Here is an 18873-nt window from a genome sequence, read left to right as displayed (position 1 = left end):
CGACCAATCCTCTGGGTCCTACAAATCATGATTCGTCTCGAAAACATCGGCAAGCAGAACGGCAAGCAACTCGTCTTCATCGAGGCCTCGGCGGCCCTGCAGAAGGGCGAGAAGGTCGGCCTCGTCGGCCCGAACGGCGCCGGCAAGACGACACTGTTCCGCATGATCACTGGCCAGGAGCAGCCCGACGAAGGCCAGGTCTCGGTCGACCGCGGCGTCACCATCGGCTATTTCAGCCAGGATGTCGGCGACATGGCAGGCCGCAGCCCGGTCACCGAGGTGATGGACGGCGCCGGTCCGATCAGCGAGCTGATCGCCGAGATGCGCGAGCTGGAAGCGGCGATGGTCGATCCCGACCGCGCCGATGAGATGGACCAGGTCATCGAGCGCTATGGCGAGGTCCAGGGCCGTTTCGAGGAGCTCGACGGCTATTCACTCGACGGCCGCGCCCGCGAGGTGCTCGACGGTCTCGGCTTCTCCCAGGAAATGATGGACGGCGACGTCGGCGCGCTCTCCGGCGGCTGGAAGATGCGCGTTGCACTCGCCAAGATCCTGTTGATGCGCCCCGACGCGCTTTTGCTCGACGAGCCAAGCAACCATCTCGACTTGGAAAGCCTGATCTGGCTCGAAGCCTTCCTCAAGAACTATGACGGCGCGCTTTTGATGACCTCGCACGACCGCGAGTTCATGAACCGCATCGTCAACAAGGTCGTCGAAATCGACGGCGGCTCGCTGACCGCCTACACCGGCAACTACGAGTTCTACCAGCAGCAGCGTGCGCTGGCCGACAAGCAGCAGCAGGCCCAGTTCGAACGCCAGCAGGCGATGCTGGCCAAGGAAATCGCCTTCATCGAACGCTTCAAGGCGCGCGCCTCGCACGCCGCCCAGGTGCAGAGCCGGGTCAAGAAGCTCGACAAGATCGACAAGGTCGAACCGCCGAAGCGCCGCCAGACAGTGTCGTTCGAATTCCAGCCGGCACCGCGCTCGGGCGAGGACGTGGTCACGCTCAAGAACGTGCACAAGAGCTATGGCTCGAAAACCATCTATGAAGGCCTCGACTTCCAGGTTCGCCGCAGGGAACGCTGGTGTATCATGGGCATCAACGGCGCTGGCAAGTCGACGCTGCTGAAGCTTGTCGCTGGCGCCTCCAATCCCGACAACGGCACGGTCGCGCGCGGCCCCAGCGTCAAGATGGGCTATTTCGCCCAGCACGCCATGGATCTGCTCGACGGCGATCGTACCGTATTCCAGCAACTCGAGGACACCTTCCCGCAGGCCGGCCAGGCACCGTTGCGCGCGCTCGCCGGCTGCTTCGGCTTCTCCGGCGACGAGATCGAGAAGAAGTGCCGCGTGCTGTCAGGCGGTGAAAAGGCCCGCCTGGTGATGGCGATCATGCTGTTTGATCCGCCCAACCTGCTGGTGCTCGACGAGCCCACCAACCATCTGGATATCGCCACCAAGGAAATGCTGATTACTGCGCTCTCGCAATATGAGGGCACCATGCTGTTCGTCTCGCACGACCGCCATTTCCTCGCCGCCTTGTCCAATCGCGTGCTTGAGCTCACCCCTGACGGCATCCACACCTATGGCGGCGGCTACACCGAATATGTCGAGCGCACCGGCCAGGAAGCCCCCGGCCTCAGGAGCTGAGCTGACGCTCTGGCGCCAAGGCTTCGTTCGCACGCAGCACACACAGACCCCGGCCCAATGCCGGGGTTTTTGTTTGAAATTCGATTGCTGCGTGCACGTCCAAGTGTCAGCAAGGCCAGACAGCGCCACTCCTTCGGTCTATTGCTTGTGATGGGGCTTGTGCGACACTGCTGCCGACGGAGGATTGCACATGCGAAAGCTCCAGGCGCAAGGCGTACACCACATCACCCTTGTCGGCGCTGACCGGAACACCTCGATCGACTTCTGGGAAGGCATTTTGGGCATGCCTTTCATCTTCGAGCAACCCAATCTCGACAAGGCAAGCGAGAGCCACCTCTATTTCGATCCCGGCGACGGCCGCCTGATCACCATCTTCACCGACGAGAACCGCAAGCCTGACCCGAAGCGGACGCCGACCGACATCGGCTGCGTGCACCACATCGCCTTCTCTGTCTCGCGGGTGACGTTCCTGCAGGCCGTCGAGCGCCTCAACGAGCGCGCCATCAAGCACAGCGGCGTCAAGGATCGCGGCTTCATGGATTCGATCTATTTCGAGGATCCCCTCGGCCTCCTGATCGAGCTCGCCTCCTACCGGTTCGAGCCGCCGGCGGGGCATACCCATGCCGACGTTTTGATGGAGGCGCACAAGGTCAGGGTCGCCCGCGGTGACTACAACATCGCCGAAATCCACCTTGCCGACGCCATCGAGGCGCTCACCGAGCGCAGCCGGTCGACCCTGTCGGCCGGGCGGGAACCCAAGGATCCCTATCGCAAGAGCTGAACCCGGGAGAAGCTGACATGGCCGACATCACGCTCAACGTCATCAAGCCAAGCGTCAACAACTTGAGCGCGCGGGTGTTCCTGCGTGCCTCGGGACTCGGCTTCACCGAAAAGGACGTCTATGGCCAGACCCGCACGCCGGAATATCTCGCTGCATGCCCGGCCCATCTCACACCGATGATCGAAAGCGCCGAATTGCCAAACGGCGTGTTGTGGGAGAGCTGCGCCATCATGCAGTACCTCTCCAACAAGCACGGACTGGACAACCTCTACCCCAGGGATGCCGAGCGGCGCGCGATGATCGACAGCGCGATGTTCTACCTCATCGGCACATTCTATCCCTATCTCGCGCGCGCCACCTACCCGGCACTCAACTTCCCGCAATATCTCGGCGAAGTCGGCCACAGCGACGCTGACGCGCCGACAAAGGAAAAGGCGCGCCAGGCCGCCGTCGAAGCCCTCGCCGAGCCGCTCGACGTGTTTCGCTCCTTCTACATCAAGGACAAGCCCTTCATCGGCGGCGACAGCCCGTCAATCGCCGACATCAGGCTCGCCGCGACTCTGGAATTCCTCGCCGTCATCGACTATCCGCTGCCGGCCTGGGCAAAGGCCTATGTTGCGGCCATGGAGAAATCGCTGGGCGACGCCTACACCGAACCAGCCAGCGACGTGCGCGGCTACATCGGTTATGTCAGGTCGCTCGGCTAGGCTTGGCCACAGCCCTCGGAAACAAAAACCCCCGGCGCGAGGCCAGGGGTGATAGCAAGGCAATAGCGCGCCTCAGAACTTGTAGTTCAGGCCGATCTTGACGGCGTGAACGTTGAAATCGCCTTCGTAAGTGCGGAACAGTGCCGGATCGTTCACGGCAACGTCGCCCGAAAAGCGGTAGAACTGGTACTCGCCCTTTACCGACCACTTGTCGTTCAGTGCATGCTCGACGCCACCGCCTATGGTCCAGCCGGTCAGCGTCTTGGATCCACGCGCGTTGAATGAAGCCGGGTTGTCGTAGTCGGTGATTTCAAGGCGGGTGAAGCCGATGCCGCCCTTGGCATAAAGTAAGGTGCGGTCAAAGGCATAGCCGGCACGGCCGGTGATGCTTGCAAGGTAGGTGAACTCGCTGTCCGTATGGCCGCCAGCATCGCCCCCGCCAGGGAAGATTTCGATCCCTGAGCTTCCATCAGCCCAGGAGTAGGACAGATCACCCTCGAGACCGAGAACCCAATTGCCCCATTGATGATTGTAGCCAACCTGAACGCCTAGCAGACCGCCATCAGCCTCGGGGTATGCTGTCTCGAACCGAACCCCCGCTGCATCCGGGTAGGGACCATCGCCGCTGCCCCAGGCATAGCCACCATGGACGCCGGCATAGAAGCCGGTCCAGTTGTACGGTGCTGCCACCGGGTCAGCCGCCACTGCATCTGCCGCCATGCTGGCACCGGTCGCGGCGAGGAAGATAGTCGAGGCGAGAAGAACGGATTTCATGCCAGTCTCCAGATTCGGTTGCAACCACCGTAGGGTTTCAAGAATCCGTCGCGCAAGGCAGGATCGCAGCGCAAAGCCTCATTGCGACAGCAAGTTGCATTAGGGCAACATGATGGAATTGCATCGTGGCGAACCAAGCCTCGCCGGAGACAATCGGCCTCAGCCGAACATGCGTTCGCCCTGCTCGTCGACGAGCTGACGGCCCTTGGTCAGCGACACCTCGACCGCGTCGTCGAGCGCTGCGAAACGGTCGGCGCGGATGAACTTGTGTTCCTTGACCACGCCCTCGACATCCTTGGAAACGATGCCGCAAGTCTGGAACTGGCCGCCTTCCTTGTACGGCATCGCCTTGATGGCAAAGCCCTTGTATTCGATCTCCTTGGCCACCGCTGCCGTCTGGGTCTCGACAGAGCTCCCGCCCCCGCCAAAAAGTCTCTTCAGAAACGACATCTGGTTCTTCCCGTTGTTTTTCCGAAGCTTAGACGGTCACCTTGATTCAGTCGAGGCGTTTCGAGCCACGGCGCAGGCAGCGGGCTTGCGCCGTGGCGATCCGCCTAGCCCATCGACGCGATGATCTCGCGATAGGCAAGTTCGGGGAAGGCTTTCAGCGTACGTGTCCTGATGTTGCCGGCCTGCCCCAGGATCAGCGCGAAACGCGCCACCACCGCATCGTCGGGCGCCTCCGCGACCGCCACCATGTCGTACTCGCCCATGGTCAGGTAGAATTGCTTGAATGAGCCGCCCATTTCACCGAGCAGCTTCTTGGCCGCGTCGAGCCGCTTGGGCGACGAACGAACGTCGCGCACGCCCTGGTCGGTCCAGTTGATCAGCATGATGTATGTCGTCACTGCACACCTCCCTCCGGTGCCACGGAGCACGGCATGAAGGCCGGGGCGGGCATCCGGGTCATCGCCCTAAAATGCATCCACGGAGAGGCAGTATCCTCCCCCGCCGGCCTTCCGGCAAGGTTTAGCGCGGATCAACCCTGCTGCGTTGGCTCGCGCAACCGGACTTCAGCCGGAGACGCGCCATAGACCGCCTGGAAGCGGCGGGCGAAATGCGACCTCGAAGCGTATCCGGCGGCATCGGCCGCATCGGTGATGTTGCCCTCGCCGCGCGCCAGCATCTCATGCGCCAGCTGCATCCTGGCCGACGCCTGGACGCCGCGCAACGAGGTGCCCGCTTCGACCAGCTTGCGCCGCAGCGTCGAGGCGCCGACACCGAGCTCTCGCCCGATCTCTTCGGCCGTCCAGCGCCTGGCCGGCGCGCGCGCCACCAGCCATGCTGCGCGCTCGGCCAGCGACTGCGCAAACAGCGGCTGTGCCACCGGCAACTTCCTGAGCAGGATGAGCACTTCGGCGAGGCGATGTTCGGCCAGCACCGCGGCATGATCGGACCCGCCGAGCGAGATGGCGGCATGTCCGAGCGCATCGACGAGTTCCTGAGACAGTGGCACGCGCAGGTCGAAGCCGACGACTGGGCGGGCAGCGCCCGGCATTTCCTGCACCCATTTCGGCACCTGGGTGACCTCGAGCAGCAGCGACTCGTAGAGGCCGTTGGCTTCAGAGGGAATGTTGACCGCGTCGAACGGCGTACCCGCCGGCAGCACGAACACATCACCCGCCACGAAACGCTGGCCGGCGTCGCCAAGCCAGAACTCCTTTTCGCCGCTAAGCACGATGCCGATTCTCGGCATTTCCGAAACAACGCTCACCAGTCGCTCGCGCTCGATGCAGCAATAGCTGAACAGTTGGCGGGCGAATGTGTGCAGCCCCGGCCCGCGCGCCGTGCGGCTCGACATCTCCAGCGGCCGCAGGAGTTGCAGCAGGCGTCGCGACAATGTGCTTTGGGCGTCTTCGACTGGTTTGAGCATACCCCAACAGTAGCACCTGCAATGGCGCTGTCGACGTCACTTTGAGCGTTTCGGGTACATATCGCCGCCATTCCGGGCACGCTCGCCCTGCGCCAGCAGGCCATTTTGCGCGGCGTCGGCAATCGCCGCAGCCGCATTCAAGGAGATCCCAAGTGAAAACTGCACAATTTCTGCTGGCCGTCATGCTGGCCCTCCCGGCCATGGATACCGCTCAGGCCGCCGAGATCGAACTCTGGCGCCTCGATTGTGGATCGATCAAGATCAGCGATCTCTCCGCCTTCTCCGACACGTTGCGCTATCAGGGCGAACAACGCACGCTGACCGACAGCTGCTACCTGATCCGCCACGACGCATCCTACATGCTGTGGGACACCGGCCTGCCGGCCGCACTGCTCGGCGCATCGCAGGAGGGCAACGGCATGAAGCCGAGCCTGTCAAAGACGATCAAGGACCAGTTGTCCGAGATCGGCGTGGCGCCTGACAAGATCGAAACCGTCGGCATCAGCCACAACCATTTCGACCATGTCGGCCAGGCCACCGACTTCCCGCAGGCCAGGTTGCTGATCGGCAAGGCCGACCTCGACGGCTTTCGCGCCGAACCGCCGGCCTTCGCCGTCGACCCGTCGCTGGTCAAGCCATGGCTCGACGGCAAGGCGCCGGTCAATACAGTCGAAGGCGACAAGGATGTGTTCGGCGACGGCTCCGTCGTCATGCTGTCGACGCCCGGCCACACCCATGGAAGCTACTCGCTGCTTGTCCGGCTCGCCGGCAAGGTAGCCGTGCTGTTGAGCGGCGACACCGTACATTTCGAGGAGCAGTTCACGAACAACGGCGTGCCGCCCTTCAATGTCGACAGAGCACAGTCGCTGGCCTCGATGGGCAGGCTTCAGGACATGGCGAAGGCGCTTGATGCGACGCTCGTCGTCCAGCATGATGCCAACGACATCGCCAAGCTGCCCGCATTCCCGGCGAGCGCGAAGTAAGCGGAAACTCCGGGGCGGCGCTGATCAGGCGGCGGCCACGCCGAACTGCTTTTCCATGAACACGCTGAGCGGGTCCTCGCGGTAGTCGCCGAAGGGCCCGCGACGGGCAAAGCCCTGGCGCTCATAGAGCGCCAGGGCTTCATGATTGTCGATGCCGGTTTCCAGGCGCAACAACGACTGGCCTGCCTCGATCACCCGCGCCTCGAGGTCTGCGAGAACGGCCTTGGAAATGCCCTTGCCCCTGGCTTCAGGTACCACCCACATGCGCTTGAGCTCGGCAAAATCGTCCGACAGCGCGACGGCCCCGGTGGCGAGTGCCGTGCCCTGCCCGTCGCGGGCAACGACGAAGCGCACATTGGGCGCCCGCAACGCCTCGAGCGGCAGGAAGTGGTTGCTTTCGGCAGGATAGAGCGAAGCGCCATAGGCGTCGCCCGCCTCCAAAAGCGCGATCACGTCAGGCTTGGCTGGATCTTCCAGGGCAATTTGGAACTGCATTTCGTCAGGCTCGGCTCACAATGGCATCGAACGCGACTAAAGCGCAGCCACGACGGCCGGGCAACCCGGCCGACAGGACCACTTTCAGCGTTCCGTCAGGGCCAGCTTGGCGCCGAGCATGACAAAGGCGGCGGCGAACGTCCGCCGCATCCAGGTCATGACGCGCGGGCTACCCGTCACCTTGTCGCGCACGGCCGCTGCACACAGGCCGTAGATGGCGAAGATGACGAAGGTCGCCAGCATGAATACACCGGACAGTTCGAGCATGCGTCCCAGCACGTTGGCTTCGTTGGGCGCAATGAACTGCGGCAGGAAGGCAACGAAGAAGATCGACAGCTTCGGGTTCAACACGTTGATCAGGATGCCGTCGACCAGCACCTGCCATGCGCTGCGCGGATCGGCATCGGCCTCGACCTTCAGCGCGCCCTGCTCACGCAGGCTTTGCCAGGCCATGTAGAGCAGATAAGCAACGCCGGCATATTTGACGACCTCGAACAACAGCGCGCTGGTGTGCAGCAGCGCGGCAAGGCCGGTCAGCGCGGCGATCAGATGCGGCACGATGCCGAGCGTGCAGGCGAATGCCGCAAGCATGCTCGCCTTGCCGCCGCGCGACAGCCCCGCCGCCAGTGTGTAGACGACGCCCGTGCCGGGCGATGCGACGATGATCAGTGTGGTCAGCAGGAATTCGATCGACACTGGTGTCCTCCCTCAAGGTGCGGCGACCATAAAGCAAGACCTTCACCGGCAAAAGCCACCCGAAAAGCTATGCCCGGCACCGTTGCATTCCGCAACGGTCAAAGCTATCTAGGCTGCGCTGCGTTCCACGCATGCCGTAAGCGTCTCACGTCAAGCAACGCATTCAACCGGTCGCGACCGGGAGGAATGCCATGACTTGCACTCTCGTGATCGACCGCTTCCAATGAGCAATCCCATGAGCTTACGTTCCCATCCCCGCACATGCGGGAAGCTGCCCGCGCGTTATGCCGCCATCATCATGCCACTGGTGCTCTCGGTGCTGATGTCGTCTGTCGTCTCGGCCATCTCGACGCTGAAGAGCCTTGGGCCGACGCCGGCCTTCCTGTCGACCTGGCCCGCCGCCTGGGCTCTGTCCTGGCTGGTGGCGTTCCCGACGCTGCTTCTGGTCCTGCCGCTGGTCAGGCGCATCGTGGCACTTGTCGTCGCGGCACCTAAGGCAAGCTAGAAGCGAAACGCGCCGGGCGGCATGAGCGGCTGCCCCGGCGCGCGGTCTGGCCCAATGGAAAACCAATTTGCCGCAGCAGTCGGCAACGACCGCTGCGGTCCGGCGCGTGGTCGCCATCTGCCCCAGTGTCCACAGCGGTTTCTAACAAACCAACCCGGCAATGGTCTAAATTAGCATCAACGCATTGAAACAAAAGGAAAAACGTCGTCCACAGGCGACGCCCGTAGTCTCCGATTTAATCTGGACTCTTCAATTCAGGTATTTTAGCTCACCGACGTTCAATCGGAAATTTGAAGTACCTGCCATGAAATTCCCAAGCCTGTTTGCAGTGGCGCTGGCCTCCGGCACCGCCCTTTCGACCTGCGCCTTTGCGCAAGCCCAGCAGCCGATCCTCGAACTCGAAGGCAACCTTGCCTATGGCGTCGGCAATGGCGGCATCGGTATCTTCATGCCGTTCCTGCTCGACAACGGCAATGGCGCCTTCTTCGACGCCAGCGGCCGCTTCGTCGAAGGTTCGGCACGGCAGGCCTCGTTCGGCATGGGCTACCGCCACCGTGTCGAAGGTGGCTGGCTGCTCGGCGGCTATGGCTATCTCGACGTCTTCAACAGCGAACACGGCAACAGCTTCAACCAGCTGTCATTCGGCGTCGAAGCGCTGGGCCCGGTCTACGAAGCGCGCGCCAACGCCTATCTCCCCCTCGGCGACGACAAGGTCGCAGCAAGCCTGAGCCACGCCTTCGTCTCCGGCAGCGAACTCAAGTTCCAGGCCGGCCGCGAATTCGCCCGCACCGGCGCCGACACGGAAGTCGGCCTGCGCTTGCCCGTCTTCCCCGAAAGCATGAACGCCGAGATGAAGGTTTTCGGCGGCGCCTACTGGTATGATGGCGCGCGCGGCCTCGATGACACGCTTGGCATCAAGGCGCGCACCGAGGTCAGCTTCTCCGGCCTGCCCGGTGTCTCCGGTTCGATGCTGGCGCTCGGCGCCTCGATTTCCTACGACAATGAGGACCAGACCGAATTCGGCCTCACCGCGCGGCTGCGTGTGCCACTCGGCGGATCGAGCCGCACCGGCAAGGCCGCCTTCGATCCGATGTTCCAGCGCGTCGAACGTGCCGATTTCATCCGCACGTATGCCGACAGCGATGGCGTGAACGAGGCCGCTGAGTTTGTCCACGGCGGTCAGGCCATCGGCAAGGTCGTCTCGATCTCGCAGGCAACGGGTGATGCGGCAGCCATCAATGCAGCACTCAGCACCGCCGGCACCAACGCGCTTGTGCTGGCCAATGGCGGCATCACGCTCGGCCAGGCGCTGCAGCTCGGCGCCGGCCAGCACATGGTCGGCGGCGGCGGATCGATCGCCGTACGCGGCGCCAACAGTCGCATAGAGGCCGCGTTCCGCAATGGCGGCGACGCAGCTAAGCTGACTGGCACCAACGCCGCCGCCCACGTCGTCGGCATGGCCTCGGGCAGCGAGATCGCCGGACTGACCATCACCGGCGGCCTCGCCGGCATCGCCAGCAGCGATACCTCCAACATCTCGATCCGCGACGTCGACATCTCGAAGACCGCGGGCGACGGCATCCGCCTCGACAACGTCACCGGCGCCACGATATCAGGCGCCAACATCCACGACCTCTACATCTGCAACAGCAACACCAATTGCGAGTTCGCGGTCGGCCGGCCGAATCGCGCGCCGCACGCCGCGATCGCCGCGCTCGGCACCAGCGGGCTGACCGTCCGCGATACGGTGATCGACAGCGTCACCTATGGCATCTTCGCCGGCAGCCGCATCGACCAGAGCGACTGGCCGGAGGTGATCACCCACGCCGCCAGCGACATCGTCATCGACAACGTCAGGATCAGCAAGTCGCGCCGCGAAGGCATCCTGCTCGTCGCCGCCAACGACGTGACGATGAACAAGGTCACCGTCGACAATTCCGAACAGGGCCTGGATATGGACTTGGTGGTGCTCCAGGGCACCTCCAATGTCTCCATCACCGACATGACGCTCAAGGGCGGCATCAACGGGCTGATGCTCGTCACCGCCTCGACCCTGCCTGAGAATGCGGTGACGACCAACGTCAATGTCCGCGGCCTCACCATCGACGGCACCCGCAATGCCGGCATCTTCCTCAACCCCGTCTCCGGCATCAGCTTCAAGGACGTCACCATCACCAATGCCGGCACCTATGGTGCCTACATCTACGGCAGCGAGTGGGACTTCCTCGGCGGCCCGGTCAAGAACATCGACTTCGGCAACATGCGCGTCGATGGCGCCAGCAAGGCAGGCCTCTACTTCTCCGGTCCTGCCGAAAACATCCGCGGCAATATCACCGTCGTCGACACGCCGCTCAACTGCCTCGCCGATCAGGGCGCATGGTCGGGCACTTCGCTGACCCAGACTGACGGCTCGGTGCTGAAGCTCAACGGCACGGCGATCGAAGCGAACAAGCTGAAGACCACCTGCAAGTGACAAACGCGACCCGCGCGGCATCCGTCGCGTGGGTCCCTCCCGTCATACCCTCTGCCTGAGGCCGGCGACGAAGGTCGTCACCAGAAGCGTGATCTGCTCCGACACGTCCCCTCGTCTGCCCTCGATGGCATCGGTAGCGTAGCCGACTGTTACGATACCGTGGACGCTTGACCACAAGGCATGCGCGGCCGTTCCCCTCAGGCGCGGATCGGTAATCAGCCCGCTCTTTTCCAGGATGTCGGCAATCAGCAAGAAGCTGCTCGAAAGCCGCTCCTCATATGCCCTGGTTTCGTCCGAGGGCTCACCGGCAAGGCCAGTGGCCAGAAGTGACTGCCAGCTTCCCGGGTTCTCACCGACGAAACGCTGATAGACCCCGGCCAGTGCCAGAAGCAGCCGGACCGGATCAGTCACGCCCTGACGCTCCAGGTCGCCAAGCACCTGATTGCCGACGGTATCAAGTCGTTCGAGCAACCTCGTGTTGACCGCCCGCAAGATACCGGTCAGGTCCCCGAACAGATTGTAGATCGAGCCGACCGCGATCCCGGCCTCGCTGGCGATCGTGCGCGCTTGCAGCTTGGCAGCCCCCCCTTCGTTGAGCAGCCTTTCGGCGATGCCGAGCACCCGCTCCTTCGTCTCGTTGCGATCCAGCGCCATCCTGTTTCCTGCCAATGTTGAAGGCCCGCCATTGCCATCCAGATAGCACAACGCGGCCAAAATGAACATCGTTCAAAATACCTCTTGAACAATGTTCATTTTGTGGTAGCCTTCAAATATGAACAGTGTTCAAGGGAGGGAAGCATGATACGGAATGTCTTCAAGTCGTTGCTGGCGGTTGCGGGAGCCAAGGCTGAAACCGGCCTTGAAAACCGCTTTGCCATCGACCTGATCGAACAGCATATCAGGAATGCCCAGTCTGGCCTGAGCGCCGCCAAGCAGACCCTGGCGACAATCGTCATCCGGCACCGGAGCGAGCAAGCAGCCCTATCGCGCCTCGCACAACGCATCGGGGATCTCGAGCAACGGACCGCCAGCGCGCTTCATGCCGGCGCCAATGAACTGGCGCATGACGGCGCAACCGTCATCGCCGAATTGGAGAACGAACGCGCGGTTCGCCAGGCGACGCTGGCAGCGCTGGAGCAGCGGATCACCCGCATGCGGCTCTCGATCGAGAAGGCCCATGCCAAGATTGTCGACCTCAACCAGGGCCTGATCTCGGCCAGGGCGCTCGACGCCGAGCATCGTGCCCAGCGCGGCCTCAACCGCTCGCTGGGCGGCTCCGCCGGCTTCAAGGAGGCAGAGGCTCTCATCGCCCGCATCCATGACCGCAGCGATCCGCTCGAGGAAGCCTTCGTCATCGATGCCATTGACGACGAGCTGAGCGGCGATGCGGTTCGTATGAGACTGGCAAACGCCGGCCACGGCCTGCCCGTCAGGGTCGATGCGACCCAGGTCCTTCAACGTCTTGCAGCCACGACCGGCATCTCGCCAACCAATTGATACCGAAATCCCTCAGTCCCGAAAATCACGTCAACCAAGGAGGAAAATCATGAGCCCGAACCAGACCTATATCCTGTTCAACGCCGCGTCCGTCGCCGTCGCCTACTTCATGCTCGCCCTGTCGCTGTGGCTGGCGCCGGTCGACCTCTCGACCAAGGGCTACTGGGGCATGGGCGTGCTTCTGCTCACCGGCGCCCTCGTCAATCTGGTCAAGTATCGTATGGACGATCGTCTCGCCGCCGAACTGACCGCCAAGATCGAAAAAGCCCGCAACGAAAAACTGCTCAGCGAGTATGTCGGCAAGGAGTAAGCAAGTAGCCCGACCCGCGCGGTGAAGATCGCGCGGGTCGGAATCTTGATTCTTCAAGGTACGGCCCACGGTTACACACCGCACAGGCCGCCCTTGCATTCTAAGCACTGCTTTCGGCTAAGGTGGGAACGCTTGCATCGGGGACGTGGAAAACAATGCCCTCTCTCAAAATACTCATCCTTGGCGTGGCCGGCACGCTTGTCAGCCTCGGGCTTGCGATTCTCGGCGCGGGCGGCTTCATGGCATTCTTCTCAAACCCGTCCCGCACCGCTGCCGCAATCCTCACCGTCGTCCTGATGGTCGTCGCCCTGTTCAGCAGCGCCAATCTCAGCCCGGGCGAGCAGGAGGACCGCGCCAATCGCTGGGTGCTGCCGGCGCTCGGCGTCATCGGCCTGCTCAGTGCCTTCCTGCCGGCCTATGACGACCGTATCGACTTCTGGACCATCGGCGGCGAAACGATCCGATGGATCGGCGTCGCGCTGTTTGCCGCCGGCGGCATGCTCCGGCTGTGGCCGTTCTTCGTCCTCGGCAGCCGCTTCAGCGGGCTGGTTGCCATCCAGCCCGGGCACAGGCTGGTCACCTCGGGCATCTATGCGCTCATCCGCCATCCCAGCTATCTCGGCCTGCTGGTCAACGCCCTTGGCTGGGCACTTGTCTTCCGCTCGGGCGTGGGCGTCATCCTCGTCGGCCTCACCCTAGTGCCGCTGGTCGCCCGCATCCGGTCCGAGGAGCTCCTGCTGCGCACCCATTTCGGCGCGGAATATGACGACTACGCCCGCCGCACATGGCGGCTGGTGCCGGGTCTGTATTGAGTGCCTAATCCTTCGGTGCCACGCATTTCTGGTCGCGGAAAAGCGCCCACTCCTCGCAGAGGCTGCCGTCGGGCATGCGGCAATAGCCGGTCTCGTTGCCGCCGGCGTCCTTGCGGATCTCGAGCTTGCCGCCGATGTTGCCGCAATGCACCGAGGCAGGGTTCGCCATGCCGATCGGATTTTGCGGCGGTGCCGCCGCAGCGCCCATCACGGCAAGCGAAATGGCCGCCAATCCCACAGAACTCGCCACCAGCCGCATCGGGCCCTCTCCCTTCAAGCTTCCACCGCTGCATCTAGCGTCGTACCGTCCAAAGGCAATTGCCAAATGAAAAAGCCCGGGGTCATGCCCCGGGCTTTGCGCAATCCGTCAGCATGCTCTCAGGCCGGCATCGGCCCGGTATAGACTGAGGCCGGGCGCAGCAGCCGGCCGGTGCGCTGCTGTTCCAGCGCATGCGCGACCCAGCCCGCCGTGCGGCCGACAGCGAAGACCGGGGTGAACGCTTCGCGCGGGATCTTCAGCGCACCAAGCAGGATCGCGGTGTAGAACTCGACATTGGTGTCGAGACGACGGCCCGGCTTGGCGCGGGCGAGCGCCTCGCGGGCATATCCCTCGACCTCGGCGGCAAGGCCAAGATCCATACCCTCCGAGCCCAACGTGCCCACCGACCGCTTCAGCACGTCGGCGCGCGGGTCGCGCACCTTGTAGATGCGGTGACCAAAACCCATCAGGCGCTCGCCGCGCGCCAATGCCGCGTCGATCCATGGTGCGATGTTGTCGGCCTTGCCAATGGCTTCCAGCATGTCGAGGACAGGTGCCGGTGCGCCGCCATGCAGCGGGCCCGACAGCGCGCAGTAGCCTGCCGTCACCGCCATGAACAGGTCCGCCTGGGTCGAGGCGACAACACGCGCGGCGAAGGTCGAGGCGTTCATGCCGTGGTCGCTGACGGTCACCAGATAGGCGTCCAGCGCCGCCGCTTCTGCGTCGCTCGCAGCCGTGCCGCGCATCATGCGCAGCATGTCGGCCGCCTGGCCGAGGCTGGCATCGGGCGCAACGGGGGCGAGTCCCTCGGCGCTGCGCGCCAGTGCTGCCGCCAGAACCGGCATGGCGCCAAGAAGCGCCACCTCGTCGTCGAGACCGTCTTCCCGATCGATCGCGGCGATCGCCGCGCGGAAGCCGGCGCCGAGCGCCAGGCTTTCGGTCGCGGGCAGGATCTTTTCGAGCCGCGCAAAGGCACGGACACGTGCTTCGCCGAGCTCCGCCCTCAATTCGCCGGCTGCGGTTTCCTTGCCGGCGGCCGAAAGCAGGCGCGCGGCAGCCCCCTCGAAATCCGTCTCGGCAGCCAGCTGGGCGACGCGGCTGCCGGCGATGATCAGTTCGCCACCCTCGCCGTCGACATGGGAAAGTGCGGTCATGGCCGCGGTCACGCCGTCCAGTCCGGCGGTGGTCTGATGAAGTGTCATGGGCTTGCTCCTTGCTGCGCTGCAGAAAGATGAAGCTCTTTTCATATTGATCAATCTTGATTAGCTTGATCAATATGAAAAAAGCCTCCGAACCGCTCTATCTCTCGGCCCGCGAGGCCGCGGGCGAGCTCGCCGTTTCGCCGGCTACGCTTTATGCCTATGTCAGCCGCGGCCTGATCCGCTCGGAACCGTCCGACGACGCCCGTGCCCGGCGCTACCGTGCCGACGACGTCCGAGCCCTTCTGGCGCGGCGTGCCCCGGCCGGCCTCGCCAGCGCCGGAGAGACCGAGGCGCCGGTTCTCGATTCAGCGATTTCGACCATCACCAGCGAAGGGTCGGTCTATCGCGGCGTTCAGGCAGTGGCACTGGCCGAGCACGCGACGCTGGAACAGGCAGCGACGCTGCTGTGGGACATGAACGACGCCGACCCTTTCGCCGCCGCCAACATGCCTGTCATCAGCGACACCATACGCGCCGTGGCCTCGGTCACCACGGGTGAAGCGCCAATCCCACGTGCCATCGCCATGCTCGCGCTGGCCGGCGGCAACGATTCCCGCGCCTTCAATCGCTCGCGCCAGGGCCGCGTCGAGGTTGGTGCCCGTGCCGTCCGTTTGCTCACCTCAGGCATCCTTGGCACCACGCCCTCGCCTGCGCCGATCCATCTGCAGGTGGCCAACGCCTGGGCGCCTGGCCATCCCAGTGCCGAGGCAATTTTCCGCCGCGCGCTGGTGCTGCTTGCCGACCACGAGCTCAACCCCTCGACATGGACGGTGCGGTGCGCTGCCTCCACCGGCATCAACCTCTACGATGCGCTGATATCAGGCCTGGTGGCGCTCAAGGGCCCTCGTCATGGCGGTGCTGGCCCGCTGGCAGCGCATATGGTGGCCGATTTCGCCGCCACCGACGTCGCCGCCAACATCCGCGAACGTGTCGCCATCGGCGACCGCATCCCCGGCTTCGGCCACACCGTCTATCGCGACGGCGACCCTCGCGCCGACAGCCTGCTGACAGCCCTGGCCGAGGCGGGCGCCGACAGGCGCCTCGCCGTCGAGGCACCGACGCTGATCACCGAAGCCACCGGCCTGCACCCCAACATCGACTATGCGCTGGCGGTGATGGTGCGCACCTTCGGGCTGCCGATCGGCCATGAGACAGCGTTCTTCGCCATCGCCCGCTCCATCGGCTGGGTCGCGCACGCCATCGAGCAGCTGACGTCAGGTGTACTGATCCGCCCGCGCGCCCGCTATGTCGGACCCGCGCTGGGGCGTGGCGGCAGCTAGGGGCTGAACTGCACACGATATGGCGCGGCCAACGCGATCGGGATAGCGTGCCTGCAGGGAGAGAACAGCCAGATGATGCGCAAGGAAGTGCCAGCGGAGAGCCCGGAGGCCTATATCAAGGCCTTGAGCGACTGGCGCCTCGACATCGTCGAGGCGTTGCGCGCAGCCACTCGTGCCGCGGGCGATCCCGAGGCGCGCATCAAATGGGGCCACATCGTCTGCTTCTCCAATGGCCCGGTCCTGCTCATCCGGGCGGAGGAAGCCCGCGTACTGTTCGGCTTCTGGCGCGGCAAGCGGCTGCGCGGCATCGAGCCAAGGCTGAAGGCCGGCGGCAAATACGAGCTCGCCACCATGGAATATCGCGAGGGTGACACGGTGGATGCGGCGCTTGCCGAAAAACTCGTCCGGGAGGCGGTGCGGCTGAACGCCGAAGTCGGCGACCCGACGAAGAGCAGCTAGGCAAGAATTCCGAGATAGCCGGCAACCGCCCGGCGCAAGCGCGCCTGCAGATCGTCGAAATCGCGCTCGCCGGCCCGGACGGCGGCGTCGACGATGCCCCTGGACAGCGACATCAGATCGAAGGCCGTGCGTTCCGGCTGGTCGACGCCGTGGTCGCGCAGCACGCCGACGATCAGGTCGCGCATGTCGGCCTTCAGCTGCACCGTCTCCTTGTCGAGCTCGAGCTCGAGTTCCTCGTGCTCCAGCGCCTGCGCCAGCGTCGGCCGCCTGAGATGATGGCGCAGGCTCGCAGAGACCATCGCATCGACGGCATGGGTAAGCCCCTTGCCCTCGGCCTCGCGCACGGCACCGACGAAATCGGCCAGCATCTCCTGTCGCATCTGGCGGACAAGCTCGGCCAGTATCGCCTCCTTCGCGGGGAAGTACTGGTAGAGCGTACCGACGGAAACGCCTGCCAACACCGCGACATGATTGGTGGTGAGTCCGGCGCTGCCCGACGTCTCCAAAATGCGAGCAGCCGCCTCCAGGATCGCAGCGCAGGTGGCAGCGCTGCGCTCTTGCCGCGGTGTCTTGCGGGGGGGGGGCAGCCGGGACTTTGATGCGTTCATGGGATGCGAGTAGTGGGTGACACGATTATTCGCAATATTTCCCGCACCCAAGTACGGGTCAACAGCCAAGCCCACCTGGTCAGGGAATGCACGACAGTTTCGACTTCAACGACAGGACCGTGCTCGTCACCGGCGGCGCACGCGGCATCGGCCTGGAGCTCTCCCGCCAGCTGGCCGCCAAGGGCGCGCATGTCATCGCGGTCGGACGCGACGCTGCCTCGCTGGATGCGCTGGCGAAGCAACTCCATGGCTCGGTCACCATCCAGCAAGTCGATCTCGGCACATCAGGCAGTGCCGAGGCCCTGTCTCAATGGGTGGCCGAAACGCGCCCGCAATGCAGCGCGCTGATCAACAATGCAGCAATCATGCATCACACCGATCTGACAGTGGACAGCCAGGCCCGGCTCGACGCCATGTCGGCCGAAATTGCGGTCAACCTGACCGCGCCGCTGCAACTGTCGGTGGACGCTGCCGGTGCTGTCGGCTCATCCCTCCTCGGCCATCGTCAACGTCACCTCCGGCTTGCCATCGCGCCTAAGCGCGAGGCCGCCGTCTACTGCGCCAGCAAGGCTGCCCTGCGCAGCTTCACCCGTTCGCTGCGCGACCAGTGCCGCGCGGCCAAGCTTCCGATCCAGGTCACCGAAGCCGTCATAACGCTTCTCGACACCACCCTGTCGCGCGCCTGTCCGCTCCGGAAATATCCGCCGGCGCTGGCCGCCGCCGACCTCATAGCCGGCATCGAACGCGGCCTCGACGAGATCTGGATCGAAAAGACCAAGCTCTTGCGCATCGTGCATCGGCTTTCGCCCGAGCTTGCCTATTGCATCATGCGCGACCGCTAACCACCTACGCCAAAAGCCAGGACCCGCAAGAATGACCGAATTCAATGCGTTCGCTGCCCAGCTGCTACGCCGGCCCCGTCAGGTGTCGGCCCTTGCCCCTTCGTCGCCGAGTTTGTGCCAGCTCATGGCCAGCCAGCTGCCGCGCTGGGCCCGGCGGGTCGCCGAGTTCGGCCCCGGTACCGGCAACATCACCCGTGAAATCCTGAAGCTCGGCATCGCGCCCGCCGACCTCTTCCTCTACGAGCTCAACCCGGTCTTCTGCCGCATGCTGCGCGACCGCCACCCAGAAGTGACCGTTTTTGACGAACCTGCGGAAAAACTGGCGTCCGTAGGACCGCAGCACGTCGACGCCGTCGTCTCTGGCCTGCCGCTGCTGTCGATGACATCAAGCCAGCAGGAGGCGATCCTGTCCGCCGCCTTCTCGCGGCTCGGGCCCGATGGCGTCTATATCCAGTTCACCTATGGGCTGTTCTCGCCGGTGCGCAGCAACATTGCCGAAAGCCTCGGCCTGGAATTCACCCGTTCGCCCCGCGTCTGGCGCAACCTGCCGCCGGCGGTCGTCTACGTCTACCGGCGCAGGCGCAATTAGGCAGGCTTGCGCAGCACCGATATCCGGCGCCGCAATCGCGCCACAGTGACGGGCGAACCAGTTGGCTGCACAAAAACC

23 protein-coding genes are annotated in these 18873 nt (G+C 64.1%); 13 read left to right on the top strand and 10 right to left on the bottom strand.

Annotation, left to right across the window (positions count from 1 at the left end):
• Positions 1–27: 27 nt before the first annotated feature.
• The 3 genes from IG197_RS23440 to IG197_RS23430 all read left to right on the top strand — a co-directional run bounded on the left by IG197_RS23440 (position 28) and on the right by IG197_RS23430 (position 3138).
• On the top strand, positions 28–1650 hold the full coding sequence (locus IG197_RS23440) for an ABC-F family ATP-binding cassette domain-containing protein (RefSeq protein ID WP_192315222.1): 1623 nt from the start codon (positions 28–30) through the stop codon (positions 1648–1650).
• Between the two features lie 190 nt (positions 1651–1840).
• The gene (locus IG197_RS23435) at positions 1841–2431 is read left to right on the top strand and encodes a VOC family protein (RefSeq protein WP_192315221.1); all 591 of its coding nucleotides are present in this window, start codon (positions 1841–1843) and stop codon (positions 2429–2431) included.
• 17 nt (positions 2432–2448) lie between these two features.
• On the top strand, positions 2449–3138 hold the full coding sequence (locus tag IG197_RS23430) for a glutathione S-transferase family protein (protein ID WP_192315220.1): 690 nt from the start codon (positions 2449–2451) through the stop codon (positions 3136–3138).
• 72 nt (positions 3139–3210) lie between these two features.
• Here IG197_RS23430 and IG197_RS23425 read toward each other — a convergent pair whose 3' ends face one another.
• The 4 genes from IG197_RS23425 to IG197_RS23410 all read right to left on the bottom strand — a co-directional run bounded on the left by IG197_RS23425 (position 3211) and on the right by IG197_RS23410 (position 5785).
• Positions 3211–3912 (bottom strand): outer membrane protein, encoded by a 702-nt coding sequence (locus tag IG197_RS23425; protein WP_192315219.1) that lies wholly within the window; start codon positions 3910–3912, stop codon positions 3211–3213.
• A 159-nt stretch (positions 3913–4071) separates the two neighbouring features.
• A complete protein-coding gene (locus IG197_RS23420) occupies positions 4072–4362 on the bottom strand; it encodes an HlyU family transcriptional regulator (protein ID WP_067959855.1) in 291 nt (96 codons plus the stop codon).
• Between the two features lie 104 nt (positions 4363–4466).
• Positions 4467–4760, bottom strand: a complete 294-nt coding sequence (locus IG197_RS23415; protein WP_067959851.1) for a GYD domain-containing protein — start codon at positions 4758–4760, stop codon at positions 4467–4469.
• Between the two features lie 131 nt (positions 4761–4891).
• Positions 4892–5785 (bottom strand): helix-turn-helix domain-containing protein, encoded by an 894-nt coding sequence (locus IG197_RS23410; protein ID WP_192315218.1) that lies wholly within the window; start codon positions 5783–5785, stop codon positions 4892–4894.
• Between the two features lie 152 nt (positions 5786–5937).
• Between IG197_RS23410 and IG197_RS23405 the strand changes: the two genes are divergently transcribed.
• The gene (locus tag IG197_RS23405; protein WP_210346884.1) at positions 5938–6768 is read left to right on the top strand and encodes an N-acyl homoserine lactonase family protein; all 831 of its coding nucleotides are present in this window, start codon (positions 5938–5940) and stop codon (positions 6766–6768) included.
• A gap of 24 nt (positions 6769–6792) precedes the next feature.
• Here the strand turns inward: IG197_RS23405 and IG197_RS23400 are convergent, their stop codons facing one another.
• Both IG197_RS23400 and IG197_RS23395 read right to left on the bottom strand, forming a co-directional pair.
• On the bottom strand, positions 6793–7263 hold the full coding sequence (locus tag IG197_RS23400; RefSeq protein WP_192315217.1) for a GNAT family N-acetyltransferase: 471 nt from the start codon (positions 7261–7263) through the stop codon (positions 6793–6795).
• Between the two features lie 84 nt (positions 7264–7347).
• Positions 7348–7959: a LysE family translocator gene (locus IG197_RS23395; RefSeq protein WP_192315216.1), complete on the bottom strand. Its 612-nt coding sequence runs from the start codon at positions 7957–7959 to the stop codon at positions 7348–7350.
• 235 nt (positions 7960–8194) lie between these two features.
• Here IG197_RS23395 and IG197_RS23390 point away from each other — a divergent pair, with 235 nt between their 5' ends.
• Both IG197_RS23390 and IG197_RS23385 read left to right on the top strand, forming a co-directional pair.
• On the top strand, positions 8195–8464 hold the full coding sequence (locus IG197_RS23390) for a DUF2798 domain-containing protein (protein WP_083948529.1): 270 nt from the start codon (positions 8195–8197) through the stop codon (positions 8462–8464).
• 304 nt (positions 8465–8768) lie between these two features.
• Complete coding sequence (locus IG197_RS23385; protein ID WP_192315215.1) at positions 8769–10937, top strand: right-handed parallel beta-helix repeat-containing protein; 2169 nt, start codon at positions 8769–8771, stop codon at positions 10935–10937.
• Between the two features lie 42 nt (positions 10938–10979).
• Here the strand turns inward: IG197_RS23385 and IG197_RS23380 are convergent, their stop codons facing one another.
• A complete protein-coding gene (locus IG197_RS23380; protein ID WP_192315213.1) occupies positions 10980–11591 on the bottom strand; it encodes a TetR/AcrR family transcriptional regulator in 612 nt (203 codons plus the stop codon).
• Positions 11592–11735: 144 nt separating this feature from the next.
• On the opposite strand from IG197_RS23380, the gene IG197_RS23375 reads away from it, so the two are divergent.
• The 3 genes from IG197_RS23375 to IG197_RS23365 all read left to right on the top strand — a co-directional run bounded on the left by IG197_RS23375 (position 11736) and on the right by IG197_RS23365 (position 13556).
• Positions 11736–12434 (top strand): PspA/IM30 family protein, encoded by a 699-nt coding sequence (locus tag IG197_RS23375; RefSeq protein WP_192315211.1) that lies wholly within the window; start codon positions 11736–11738, stop codon positions 12432–12434.
• A gap of 49 nt (positions 12435–12483) precedes the next feature.
• A complete protein-coding gene (locus tag IG197_RS23370; protein ID WP_115731274.1) occupies positions 12484–12744 on the top strand; it encodes a YiaA/YiaB family inner membrane protein in 261 nt (86 codons plus the stop codon).
• 155 nt (positions 12745–12899) lie between these two features.
• Positions 12900–13556, top strand: coding sequence for an isoprenylcysteine carboxylmethyltransferase family protein (locus IG197_RS23365; RefSeq protein WP_192315210.1), 657 nt, complete (start codon positions 12900–12902; stop codon positions 13554–13556).
• Positions 13557–13560: 4 nt separating this feature from the next.
• Here IG197_RS23365 and IG197_RS23360 read toward each other — a convergent pair whose 3' ends face one another.
• Positions 13561–13815 (bottom strand): DUF333 domain-containing protein, encoded by a 255-nt coding sequence (locus IG197_RS23360; RefSeq protein ID WP_154384850.1) that lies wholly within the window; start codon positions 13813–13815, stop codon positions 13561–13563.
• Positions 13816–13934: 119 nt separating this feature from the next.
• Positions 13935–15017, bottom strand: coding sequence for a citrate synthase (locus tag IG197_RS23355; RefSeq protein ID WP_067959832.1), 1083 nt, complete (start codon positions 15015–15017; stop codon positions 13935–13937).
• 74 nt (positions 15018–15091) lie between these two features.
• Between IG197_RS23355 and IG197_RS23350 the strand changes: the two genes are divergently transcribed.
• Both IG197_RS23350 and IG197_RS23345 read left to right on the top strand, forming a co-directional pair.
• Positions 15092–16297, top strand: a complete 1206-nt coding sequence (locus IG197_RS23350) for a citrate synthase family protein (protein ID WP_192315209.1) — start codon at positions 15092–15094, stop codon at positions 16295–16297.
• Positions 16298–16369: 72 nt separating this feature from the next.
• Positions 16370–16756 carry a DUF1801 domain-containing protein gene (locus IG197_RS23345; RefSeq protein ID WP_192315208.1) on the top strand — a complete coding sequence of 129 codons (387 nt, stop codon included), beginning with the start codon at positions 16370–16372 and terminating at the stop codon, positions 16754–16756.
• Here the strand turns inward: IG197_RS23345 and IG197_RS23340 are convergent.
• The gene (locus IG197_RS23340) at positions 16753–17364 is read right to left on the bottom strand and encodes a TetR/AcrR family transcriptional regulator (RefSeq protein WP_210346883.1); all 612 of its coding nucleotides are present in this window, start codon (positions 17362–17364) and stop codon (positions 16753–16755) included. The genes IG197_RS23345 and IG197_RS23340 overlap by 4 nt on opposite strands.
• Positions 17365–17450: 86 nt before the next feature.
• Between IG197_RS23340 and IG197_RS23335 the strand changes: the two genes are divergently transcribed.
• Together IG197_RS23335 and IG197_RS23330 are read left to right on the top strand one after the other, a co-directional pair.
• On the top strand, positions 17451–18206 hold the full coding sequence (locus IG197_RS23335) for an SDR family NAD(P)-dependent oxidoreductase (RefSeq protein ID WP_192315206.1): 756 nt from the start codon (positions 17451–17453) through the stop codon (positions 18204–18206).
• 31 nt (positions 18207–18237) lie between these two features.
• The gene (locus tag IG197_RS23330; protein ID WP_192315205.1) at positions 18238–18795 is read left to right on the top strand and encodes a class I SAM-dependent methyltransferase; all 558 of its coding nucleotides are present in this window, start codon (positions 18238–18240) and stop codon (positions 18793–18795) included.
• Positions 18796–18873 lie beyond the last annotated feature (78 nt).

The sequence above is a fragment of the Aminobacter sp. SR38 genome (genome assembly GCF_014843375.1).
GTDB lineage: Bacteria > Pseudomonadota > Alphaproteobacteria > Rhizobiales > Rhizobiaceae > Aminobacter > Aminobacter ciceronei.
Note: the sequence above shows the minus strand (reverse complement) of the source record. Positions and strands in the feature narration are given on the sequence as shown.

Bases quoted from the DNA above. Each gene is read 5' to 3' on its own strand.
- IG197_RS23440 (WP_192315222.1), top strand. From the start codon at position 28: ATGATTCGTCTCGAAAACATCGGCAAGCAGAACGGCAAGCAACTCGTC.
- IG197_RS23435 (WP_192315221.1), top strand. From the start codon at position 1,841: ATGCGAAAGCTCCAGGCGCAAGGCGTACACCACATCACCCTTGTCGGC.
- IG197_RS23430 (WP_192315220.1), top strand. From the start codon at position 2,449: ATGGCCGACATCACGCTCAACGTCATCAAGCCAAGCGTCAACAACTTG.
- IG197_RS23425 (WP_192315219.1), bottom strand. From the start codon at position 3,912: ATGAAATCCGTTCTTCTCGCCTCGACTATCTTCCTCGCCGCGACCGGT.
- IG197_RS23420 (WP_067959855.1), bottom strand. From the start codon at position 4,362: ATGTCGTTTCTGAAGAGACTTTTTGGCGGGGGCGGGAGCTCTGTCGAG.
- IG197_RS23410 (WP_192315218.1), bottom strand. From the start codon at position 5,785: ATGCTCAAACCAGTCGAAGACGCCCAAAGCACATTGTCGCGACGCCTG.
- IG197_RS23400 (WP_192315217.1), bottom strand. From the start codon at position 7,263: ATGCAGTTCCAAATTGCCCTGGAAGATCCAGCCAAGCCTGACGTGATC.
- IG197_RS23390 (WP_083948529.1), top strand. From the start codon at position 8,195: ATGAGCTTACGTTCCCATCCCCGCACATGCGGGAAGCTGCCCGCGCGT.
- IG197_RS23385 (WP_192315215.1), top strand. From the start codon at position 8,769: ATGAAATTCCCAAGCCTGTTTGCAGTGGCGCTGGCCTCCGGCACCGCC.
- IG197_RS23380 (WP_192315213.1), bottom strand. From the start codon at position 11,591: ATGGCGCTGGATCGCAACGAGACGAAGGAGCGGGTGCTCGGCATCGCC.
- IG197_RS23375 (WP_192315211.1), top strand. From the start codon at position 11,736: ATGATACGGAATGTCTTCAAGTCGTTGCTGGCGGTTGCGGGAGCCAAG.
- IG197_RS23370 (WP_115731274.1), top strand. From the start codon at position 12,484: ATGAGCCCGAACCAGACCTATATCCTGTTCAACGCCGCGTCCGTCGCC.
- IG197_RS23365 (WP_192315210.1), top strand. From the start codon at position 12,900: ATGCCCTCTCTCAAAATACTCATCCTTGGCGTGGCCGGCACGCTTGTC.
- IG197_RS23360 (WP_154384850.1), bottom strand. From the start codon at position 13,815: ATGCGGCTGGTGGCGAGTTCTGTGGGATTGGCGGCCATTTCGCTTGCC.
- IG197_RS23355 (WP_067959832.1), bottom strand. From the start codon at position 15,017: ATGACACTTCATCAGACCACCGCCGGACTGGACGGCGTGACCGCGGCC.
- IG197_RS23350 (WP_192315209.1), top strand. From the start codon at position 15,092: ATGAAAAAAGCCTCCGAACCGCTCTATCTCTCGGCCCGCGAGGCCGCG.
- IG197_RS23345 (WP_192315208.1), top strand. From the start codon at position 16,370: ATGATGCGCAAGGAAGTGCCAGCGGAGAGCCCGGAGGCCTATATCAAG.
- IG197_RS23340 (WP_210346883.1), bottom strand. From the start codon at position 17,364: ATGAACGCATCAAAGTCCCGGCTGCCCCCCCCCCGCAAGACACCGCGG.
- IG197_RS23335 (WP_192315206.1), top strand. From the start codon at position 17,451: ATGCACGACAGTTTCGACTTCAACGACAGGACCGTGCTCGTCACCGGC.
- IG197_RS23330 (WP_192315205.1), top strand. From the start codon at position 18,238: ATGACCGAATTCAATGCGTTCGCTGCCCAGCTGCTACGCCGGCCCCGT.